This is a genomic window from Pseudomonas fluorescens (genome assembly GCF_000730425.1).
Lineage (GTDB): Bacteria > Pseudomonadota > Gammaproteobacteria > Pseudomonadales > Pseudomonadaceae > Aquipseudomonas > Aquipseudomonas fluorescens_X.
Genome location: NZ_CP008896.1, coordinates 3,239,755 through 3,249,742, shown reverse-complemented (window position 1 = coordinate 3,249,742; position 9,988 = coordinate 3,239,755). Strand labels below are relative to the sequence as shown.

Here is a 9,988-nt window from a genome sequence, read left to right as displayed (position 1 = left end):
CACTTGCCTTTGTCAAGGAAAAAGGCTCAAGTGGGTGAATCAGGCCAACGCAGAAAGCTCCGTCAGCATGGCCGTTGGCCGTCTGCGGAGTGCGCTAAGTGTTTGATTGTAAGGGGAGATGGGGCCACCGGCGGGAATCGAACCCGCGACCCACCGATTATGAGTCGGTTGCTCTAACCAATTGAGCTACAGTGGCGCTGAGAAGGTGCAAAGCTATCAAAAATCAGGTTCAAATGCCACACCAACATTCGTACCACATAAGAACCTACGACCAAGGGATTATGAGTCCCCTGCTCTAACCAACTGAGCTATAGGCCCTCAGTAGGCCGCGGATTATAACGATGGTTTCTCCACTGTGCTATCCGAAAAATCCGAATGGGTCATGTGAAGGAAGGTGGCGGCGAATATGTCGGGGGGCAGAGGTAGGCTGACGATGTAGCCTTGCATTTGCTCGCAGCCTTCGTCGGCGAGGAAGGCTTGCTGGGCGGGGGTTTCCACGCCTTCGGCGATGATGGTGAATTGCATGCTGTGGCCCAGGGCGATGATGGCGCGCACGATGGCGGCATCGTGGGGGTCGTCTGGCAGGCCGCGGACGAAGGACTGGTCGATTTTCAGGAAGTCCAGGGGCAGGCGCTTGAGGTAGCTCAAGGAGGAGTAGCCGGTGCCGAAGTCGTCGATGGCCAGTTGTACGCCCAGGCGCTTGAGTTTATGCAGCACTTCCAGGGCTTCTTCGGCCTGGCTCATGATGAAGTTTTCAGTGATCTCCAGTTGCAGGCAGTCCGGTTCCAGGCGGTTGTCGCGCAGCAGTTGCTCGATGCGCCCCAGCAGGTTGGGGTGGCGCAGTTGGGCACCGGCGAGGTTGACGGAGAGGGGGCCGAAGTCGTCATAAGACTTGCGCCACTGATGCAGTTGACAGCAAGCCTGTTCCAGGACCCAATCGCCGATCTGCAGGATCATGCCGTTCTCTTCGGCCAGGGCGATGAAGTGTTCGGGTGGCACGTCGCCAAAGGTGGGGTGGCGCCAGCGGATCAGAGCTTCGGCACCGATCAGTTGTTGGGTGTCCAGGCTCAGTTTCGGCTGGTAATACAAAAACAGCTCATCGCGCTCTATGGCCCGGCGCAGTTCGTGTTCGAGGGCAACGCGTTCGTTGGCCTGGGCGGTGAGGTCCTGGGTGTAGCGTTCGACTCGGTTGCGGCCCTTGGCTTTGGAACGGTACATCGCGGCATCGGCGTTTTTGACCAGGGTGGCGACGTCGGTGCCATCCTGTGGGTAGAGGCTGGTGCCGATGCTGGCACTGATAAAGAACTCGTGTTCGCCCGCCTGGAAAGGCAGGGTGAAGCAGGTCAACAGTTTATTGGCCAGGTGCTGGGCGTCGCTGGCTTGTTGCAGGCCGGGCAGGAGGATGATGAATTCGTCACCGCCCAAGCGGGCCACGGTGTCGATATCGCGTAGTTGCTCCTTGAGGCGTACGGCGATGTCCTTGAGCAGCAGGTCGCCAATCGGATGGCCAAGGCTGTCATTGATGTGCTTGAAACGGTCAAGGTCGAGAAACAGCACTGCGCCCTGGCTGCCGGCTTCCTGTTGATTGTTGAGGGCGGTCTGCAGGCGATTCTCAAACAGCGTGCGGTTGGGCAGGCCGGTGAGCGGGTCGTGGTGCGCCTGGTAATCAAGCCGCGCCTGGGCATGCTTGAGGCTGGAGATATCAGCAAATACTGCCACGAAGTGAGTGATTGACTGCTCGAGGTTGCGCACGGCGCTGATGGTCAGCCAACTGGGGTACAACTCGCCGCTCTTGCGTCGGTTGGAGATCTCGCCTTGCCAATGGCCGTTGGCGGTCAGTTGATGCCACATGGCGGCGTAGAACGCGCTGTCGTGCAGGCCGGAAGCCAGCAGGCGTGGGGTATGGCCCAGGGCTTCGGCTTCGCTGTAGCCGGTGATCTCGCTGAAGGCACGGTTGACGGCGCTGATGTTCTGCCGGGTGTCGGTGATCAGGACACCTTCAGCGGTGCTTTCGAAAACCGTTGCGGCCTGTTGCAGTTTTTCCTGCATCAACTGGCGTTCGGTAATGTCGCGGGCGATGGTCAGCATGCAGTCGTCATCACCGATGGGCAGTGGGCGACTGGACAATTCGCACAGGCGAATCTGGCCGTCACTGCGTCGGATATGGCAGACGAAATCACGCACCAGACCATCGCGCTGCAACAGGTCAAGCATGTGCTTGCGTTCGTTCAAATCCACCCAGATGCCCAGGTCCAGGGTCGATTGGTCCAGGGACATTGCACTGTTGAAGCCGGTGATACGGCTGAAGCCTTCGTTGACCTCCAGCAGCAGGCCATCGCACTGGCGTGTCAGCAATAAGCCATCGGGTGAGGCGTGGAAGGCCTTGGCGAACTTTTCTTCGGAGGTTTGCAGTTGTTGCTGGGTTTCCTTCAGTTGAGTGATGTCCCGCACCACCACCACCAGCGCTTCGGTTGCGTCGAGTTGGAAGGGTTCGGCGGAAATCAGTCCGGTAAACGCCTGGCCGTTGCTGCGCAGAAAGGGCATCTCCAGGTTGCGGATGCTGGTGGTCTGCACACGCTTGAGCAGGTTGGGGCCTACGCCCTGGATGCCCCAGATATTCAGTTCGGTGGCGGTCTTGCCGATGACGTCTGCGGCGCTCAGGCCAATCTGGTCCTCGAAGGCCTTGTTGACCTCTAGCAGGCAGCCATCGGACAGGCGGGCAATTACCAATATGTCCGGGCATTGCTGGAACACCGAGGCGAACTTCTCCTGTGAGAGCTGCAGCGCCTCCTCGGTGCGCTTGGCCTCGCTGATATCGATCATCAAGCCGCGCATGACCGGCTCATGCCCATGCTTGATCAGGCTGACAATATCCCTGACCCACAGGCAGCGGCCGTCTGCGGTGATCACCCGGTAATCGATGCTGTGATCGCGGCTGGCGCGGGTTTCCCGCTGACAGAAGGAGTCGGCGCGGGTCAGGTCGGCGGGGTGGATGATGTTGCGCCAGAAGCCGGGGATCAGCCAGTGCGCCCGTGGATAGCCCAGCAGTTCTTCGGCGTGGGGGGACACATAGCTGTAGGTGAAGTCATTGATGTCTGCCTCCCAGGCAATGGCTGACAGGCTTTCCACCAATCCACGGTAATGGTATTCGCTGCTGCGCAGCTCTTGTTCCAGGGCTACCCTGCGGGAAATTTCCGAACTGAGCCGGCGGTTGATGCGAATCACGATGACCAGCACGCTACTCAATAACAGCACTGCTGGCAGGCCATAGAGGAGCAGGTCGGTCCAGAAGGCCCGGTGGTCGATGACATTGCCGACCCAGTGTTCCTGGATCTCGTCAATCTCCCTGGGGCTCAGGTCGGCGAGCACTTTATCCAGAATGCCAATCAGCATTTTGTTCTCGCGGGGCACGCCCATTGCCAGTTGGTAGCGATAAGGCGTTTCACCGCTGACATACAGCCCGTCGAGCTTGAGCTGGCGCAGGCTCCAGACGCTGGAGGCCAGGTCTCCGACAACGGCGTCCACCTCATCGGTGGCCAGGGCCTGCAAGGTTGAGCTGACGTTGGGCATCGCCACCAGGTTCAGGTCGGGATGGTGGGTGCGCAGCAACTCGTGGGGGGCGTAGTTTTCCACCACGGCGATTTTCAGCCCGTAGAGGTCCTTGAGGGAGCGGGGCTGGGCGCCGCCTTCATGGGCAAGAATGACAATGGGGAAGTCGAGATAAGGCCGGGAAAACGCCAGGAAACCCTGGCGTTCCGGGGTGGACATGATGCCCGGCAACAGGTCGAGCTGGTTGTTCCTGGCCTGCTCAAGCAGGGCGCTCCAGTTGGCGGGTTCGATCAACCTGACCTTGATGCCCAGGCGTTCCTGGATCAGCCGTACATAGTCAGCAGCCAGGCCCTGATAGCGGCCTTCTTCATCGCGGTACTCAAACGGCGGCCATGACGTATCAACGCCAAGGCGTAACTCTGGGTGGTCCGCCAACCAGCCATGCTCTTCATCGGTGAGAGTCAACGCGCCAGCCGTTGCGGTCCAGGTCAGCAGCGACAGCAGTAGCACGGCCGGCAGTCTGGGCATAACGGTCTCGTTATGGCACGGGGAATATTTCGAGTGTAGACGGGCATTGCGAGGGGAGGTAAAGCGGGGAAGATTTTAATCTGCACAAAGCAAAACCCCCAGGCCAAGGCCTGGGGGTTCTGTGATCACTCGTCGAGGAAGGAGCGCAAATGCTCGCTTCTCGTCGGGTGGCGCAACTTGCGCAGTGCCTTGGCTTCGATCTGGCGGATCCGCTCGCGGGTCACGTCAAACTGCTTGCCGACTTCCTCAAGGGTGTGGTCGGTATTCATGTCGATGCCGAAACGCATGCGCAGTACCTTGGCTTCACGGGCAGTGAGGCCGGACAGTACGTCGCGAGTCGCTTCTTTAAGGCTCTCAACGGTGGCGACATCGATGGGCGACTGCATGGTCGAGTCTTCGATGAAGTCACCCAGGTGGGAGTCTTCGTCATCACCAATCGGGGTTTCCATGGAGATCGGCTCTTTAGCGATCTTCAATACCTTGCGGATCTTGTCCTCAGGCATTTCCATGCGTTCACCCAGCTCTTCCGGGGTCGGTTCGCGACCCATTTCCTGCAACATCTGCCGGGAAATACGGTTGAGCTTGTTGATGGTCTCGATCATGTGCACCGGAATACGGATGGTGCGGGCCTGGTCGGCGATCGAGCGAGTGATCGCCTGACGGATCCACCAGGTGGCATAAGTCGAGAACTTGTATCCGCGACGGTATTCGAACTTGTCCACAGCCTTCATCAAGCCGATGTTGCCTTCCTGGATCAGATCAAGGAATTGCAGGCCGCGGTTGGTGTACTTCTTGGCGATGGAGATCACCAGACGCAAGTTCGCTTCAACCATCTCTTTCTTCGCGCGACGGGCCTTGGCCTCGCCGATCGACATGCGACGGTTGATGTCCTTGATTTCGGCAATCGTCAGACCGGTTTCGGTCTGCAGTGCAGTCAGCTTCTGCTGGCAACGAACGATGTCGGCCTGGAAGCGACCAATGGCTTCAGCATATTTGCTTTTGCCCTTGGCCAGTGCGTCGGTCCAGCTTTCGTCAACTTCATTGCCCGGGAACTGGCGCAGGAAGTCGGCACGCGGCATGCGCGCATCACGCACACAGAGCTGCATGATCGCCCGCTCTTGGGCACGCAGACGCTCAAGGGCACTACGAACGCGCTCAACCAGGCCTTCGAATTGCTTCGGTACCAGTTTGATCGGCATGAACAGCTCAGCCAGGGCCAGCAGTTCGGCGGTTGCCTGCTTGCTACCACGACCGTGCTTCTTCAGGGCCTTGCGCGCCAGTTCCATCTGATCGGAGACCGCGCCAAAACGCTGGGCTGCGATGATCGGATCCGGGCCGCTTTCGACTTCTTCTTCGTCATCGGTGCTGGCTTCAGCCTCGTCGTCGTCAGTTTCGTCGTCCGCTTTCACGGCTTTCGGGTCGACAGGCGGCGGTACTTCGGCGGCAGGCGGCGTAATGCCGTCGTCCGGATCGATATAGCCGCTCAGGACGTCGGACAGGCGGCCACCTTCGGTGGTAACGCGGGTGTACTCGGAGAGAATGTGGTCAACCGTGCCGGGAAAGTGCGCGATTGCGCCCATCACTTCACGGATGCCCTCTTCGATACGCTTGGCGATTTCGATCTCGCCTTCGCGTGTCAGCAGCTCGACGGTACCCATTTCACGCATATACATGCGCACTGGGTCGGTGGTACGACCGATATCGGTCTCCACAGCAGCCAGCGCGGCAGCAGCTTCTTCAGCGGCGGCCTCGTCGGTATCGGCGTCCGCCAGCATAAGAGAATCCTTATCTGGCGCAGCTTCGAATACGTTGATCCCCATGTCGTTAATCATGCGGATGATGTCTTCCACCTGTTCCGGATCTGAAATATCCTCCGGCAGGTGGTCGTTGACCTCCGCGTAAGTCAGGTAACCCTGCTCACGACCAAGGACGATCAACTCTTTGATACGAGACTGCTGTTGCGCTTTTCCGGACATAACACCCTATCCACTGAAGGTCTTGGCGGGCAAAAAACAAGCCGAGGATTATACCCGAGCTATGACCTCACACGCCAGCTGAGGTCGGGTTTGATGCGGAAACATTCTGTTTTAAGAGGTCGCGCATCTGCTTTGCTATCTGAATTTGCTCGTCAGCCGACAATCCTGGCTGCCTTGCTTTCTTGATAAGTTCATCGAGGGTCTGCGTATGCTGACCCGCGGATAATCTAGTAATGGTGTCTAAAAACTGTTGTTCAAGGTTATCGCCGTCAATTAACCACTCCTTTTCTGCGAGGGCCTTCAAAAGGCGTCCTTGCTCTGTGCCATGCCAACGAGCCATCAGCTGGATTGAGTTTAGCTTAGGATTTTTCTGCACGGCCTCGATCAGGGCAATCAGCACCTGGGCGTAGGTGTTGCTCTCGTTGGCAAAATGTTCGGCACTTTCTACCTTTCCCGCCAGTTGCGGGTGGTGGATCAGGGTGCGCAGGGCAATCAGCGTCGGGGCTTCCACTGCCACCGGCGTGCGCGGGGTGTAGGCCTCGTCGCGGTCGCCGCGCTTGCCATTTTTACTCCAGGGTTTGTCCCATTTCTTGCCGCCAGCGCCGGGTTTCTTCGGCGTCCAGTCCTGTTGGGGCGCAAATGCTTCTTGGGGTTGGTGAAAGTCCGCGTAGTCTGGCATGGCGTCGTAGTCGAAGCCCGGATCGTAAGCCGGTGGCGCATCCTGGGGGGCGCTGTGCACCAGCTGGCTGACGGCCTCGCCACTCAGGCCGGTGATTTCCAGCAGGCGCTGGCGCATCAGGGCCTTGAGGTTGGCGCCGGGAACCTTGTCGATCAGCGGTGCGGCGAGGGTGGCCATGTGAGCCTTGCCTTCGAGGGATCGCGGATCGGCCTCCTCAGTCAATTGCTGGAAGAAATAGTCGGCCAGCGGCTGTGCGTGCTGATGGATGCGCGCGCGAAACGCGTCGGTGCCTTCGGAGCGCACCAGGGTGTCCGGGTCTTCGCCTTCGGGCAGGAACAGAAAGCGCGCGCGGCGCCCATCCTGCAGGCTCGACAGTGTGGCTTCGAGGGCGCGCCAGGCGGCATTGCGACCTGCCTGGTCGCCGTCGAAGCAAAACAGCACGCTGGGCACCACGCGAAACAGGCGTTTCATGTGTTCTTCGCTGGTGGCGGTGCCGAGGGTTGCTACGGCATTGCGCAAGCCTTGCTGGGCCAGGGCGATGACGTCCATGTAGCCTTCAACCACGATGATTTCATCGAGGTTGCGGTTGTTCTTGCGCGCTTCGAACAGGCCGTAGAGTTCCTGGCCCTTGTGAAACACCGGGGTTTCCGGGGAGTTCAGGTATTTGGGCTTGTCGTCACCCAGCACTCGACCGCCGAAGGCGATGATGCGGCCACGACTGTCGCGGATCGGGAACATCACTCGGTCGCGGAAGCGGTCATAGCGCTTGCCGGTCTCGGCGTTTTCCACCAGCAGGCCGGCATCGATCATGGCTTTTTGCTGCAGGGTATCGCTGCTCAGGTGCTTGTACAGGTTGTCCCAGCCCGGAGGGGCGAAGCCCAGGCCGAAGTCGCGGGCGATTTCCCCGGTCAGGCCACGACCCTTGAGGTAATCCACGGCGGCCTTGCGCTGTGGATGGGTTTTCAGGGCCTGGCGGTAGAACTCTGCGGCGGCAGTGAGTAGTGGGTACAGCGGCGAGTCGGTGGGTTGGCGTGGCTTGTGCGGCCGGCCACTTTCTTCGCGGGGGATTTCCATGCCGGCGGCTTTCGCCAGTTCCTCGACGGCCTGGGGGAAGTCCAGGTTGTCGTGGTCCATGATAAAGCCGAGAGCGTTGCCGCCCGCGCCGCAGCCGAAGCAGTAATAGAATTGCTTGTCGGGGCTGACGCTGAACGAGGGGGTCTTTTCTTTGTGGAACGGGCAGCAGGCGGTGTAGTTCTTGCCAGCCTTTTTCATTTGCACGCGCGAGCTGACAACATCGACGATGTCGGTGCGGTTCAGAAGGTCGTCAATAAAGCTCTGGGGAATCAGCCCGGCCATGGCGTTCTCGTCATCACTGCGTGTAAATGAGGGCCCGTGACGCCCTTAAGGCGCACATATTTGGCGGCTTAATCATCGATTGTCTGTTTGGGCTGCCAGGAAGTGTATCTGTCGAGCGCTCACTGACGTTAGTTCCAATCAGTCTTCGACGTATTTGAAAGTGTTGCCCTGGAGTCCGGTCACGGCCAATGGCGGCCTCGGAAGCTCATCGTGGGGCACAGCCGACCTATTGATCGCCTGTTTGGAAAATGGGTGTGCTCGTCAGTAGCCTTGATAGGCTCGTCAGAAGAGACGTGCACCGCTGGCAAAAGAGCCAGTCCTGACGTGTGAAGCTTTGTCTCGGTCGCATGTGCGGCGTCGACGGTGAAGCATCAAGCGATATCCGCAAATGCCAACAGCCCGGCTGAGGGCCGGGCTTGGCAGAAGCTTGCTACGAACGTCTGTGTATTAGTACAGACGAACGGCGCGGCGCTGTTCGCGCTGAACTTTCTTGGCGTGACGCTTAACAGCGGCTGCTGCTTTGCGCTTACGCTCAGAAGTTGGCTTCTCATAAAATTCGCGGCTACGAACTTCAGCCAGAACACCGGCTTTTTCGCAGGAGCGCTTGAAACGACGCAGAGCTACGTCGAAGGGTTCGTTCTCTTTTACTTTGACGGCTGGCATCCAGAGCTACCTTCTTTCATTACCGGGAATCAACGTTCTCGTCGCAAAAAATTCGCGGCTGAGGTCGTCGGTTTTTAAGGGTTGCGGATGTTAACCCCTCATTGCCCGGAATGCAAAGCCTCTGATCGAAAACCGCTAGTCGGGAGGGGAAGTGGCGACTATTATGCGCGCCTTCGAATTCAGCCTCTACAAGGCGCAAACCCATGTTAGTACTGGGCTTAGAAACCTCCTGCGACGAGACCGGCGTCGCGCTATACGACAGTGAACGCGGGCTTTTGGCCGATGCACTGTTCAGTCAGATCGACCTGCATCGGGCCTATGGCGGCGTGGTGCCGGAGCTCGCCAGCCGTGATCACGTCAAACGCATGCTGCCATTGATCCGCCAGGTGCTGGACGAGGCCGATTGTGTTGCGACCGAGATCGATGCCATCGCCTACACCGCAGGCCCGGGATTGGTCGGGGCCCTGCTGGTTGGGGCTTCCTGTGCCCAGGCGCTGGCATTTGCCTGGGGCATTCCAGCCCTTGGTGTACACCATATGGAAGGCCATTTATTGGCACCGATGCTGGAAGAAAACCCGCCCGGGTTCCCGTTCGTCGCTTTATTGGTCTCGGGTGGCCATACGCAACTGGTTCAGGTCGATGCAATCGGCCAGTACACACTCCTGGGGGAAACCCTGGACGATGCTGCCGGTGAAGCGTTCGACAAGACCGCCAAGATGATGGGCCTCAATTATCCCGGTGGCCCGGAAATCGCGCGCCTGGCGCAAAAAGGTGTGGCTGGGCGCTATACCTTCCCGCGTCCCATGTGTGATCGCCCTGGCCTGATGTTCAGCTTCAGCGGCTTGAAAACCTTTGCGTTGAACACCTGGCAGCAAAGCGTCAGCGCCGGGGACGACAGTGAGCAAGCCCGTTGCGACATCTCTCTGGCGTTCCAGCAGGCGGTGGTGGAGACTTTGACCATCAAGTGCAAGCGTGCCTTGAAGCAGGCAGGTATGACGCGCCTGGTCATTGCTGGCGGCGTCAGCGCCAACAAGGCCTTGCGTCTGTCACTGGAAAAAATGCTCGGTGACCTCAAGGGCGATGTATTTTACGCGCGCCCCGAGTTTTGCACCGATAACGGCGCGATGATTGCTTTTGCCGGGTGCCAGCGCTTGCAGGCAGGCCAGCACGAAAGCCTGGCTATCAGCGTGCAGGCGCGCTGGCCGATGGAGCAGTTGCCGCCGTTGTGATCGACGAA

5 protein-coding genes and 1 tRNA gene are annotated in these 9,988 nt (G+C 59.2%); 1 reads left to right on the top strand and 5 read right to left on the bottom strand.

Features of this window, described 5'->3' with window-relative positions:
* Positions 1-119 precede the first annotated feature (119 nt).
* The 5 genes from HZ99_RS14475 to rpsU all read right to left on the bottom strand — a co-directional run bounded on the left by HZ99_RS14475 (position 120) and on the right by rpsU (position 8,751).
* A tRNA-Ile gene (locus HZ99_RS14475) sits at positions 120-196 on the bottom strand.
* Positions 197-333: 137 nt separating this feature from the next.
* Positions 334-4,077 (bottom strand): bifunctional diguanylate cyclase/phosphodiesterase, encoded by a 3,744-nt coding sequence (locus HZ99_RS14470; protein WP_038443829.1) that lies wholly within the window; start codon positions 4,075-4,077, stop codon positions 334-336.
* Positions 4,078-4,202: 125 nt separating this feature from the next.
* A complete protein-coding gene (gene rpoD, locus HZ99_RS14465; RefSeq protein ID WP_038443828.1) occupies positions 4,203-6,053 on the bottom strand; it encodes an RNA polymerase sigma factor RpoD in 1,851 nt (616 codons plus the stop codon).
* Positions 6,054-6,120: 67 nt separating this feature from the next.
* Positions 6,121-8,088, bottom strand: coding sequence for a DNA primase (gene dnaG, locus HZ99_RS14460; RefSeq protein WP_038443827.1), 1,968 nt, complete (start codon positions 8,086-8,088; stop codon positions 6,121-6,123).
* A gap of 447 nt (positions 8,089-8,535) precedes the next feature.
* On the bottom strand, positions 8,536-8,751 hold the full coding sequence (gene rpsU / locus HZ99_RS27825) for a 30S ribosomal protein S21 (protein WP_002551877.1): 216 nt from the start codon (positions 8,749-8,751) through the stop codon (positions 8,536-8,538).
* A 203-nt stretch (positions 8,752-8,954) separates the two neighbouring features.
* Between rpsU and tsaD the strand changes: the two genes are divergently transcribed.
* Positions 8,955-9,980 (top strand): tRNA (adenosine(37)-N6)-threonylcarbamoyltransferase complex transferase subunit TsaD, encoded by a 1,026-nt coding sequence (gene tsaD, locus HZ99_RS14450; RefSeq protein ID WP_038443825.1) that lies wholly within the window; start codon positions 8,955-8,957, stop codon positions 9,978-9,980.
* Positions 9,981-9,988: the final 8 nt, after the last annotated feature.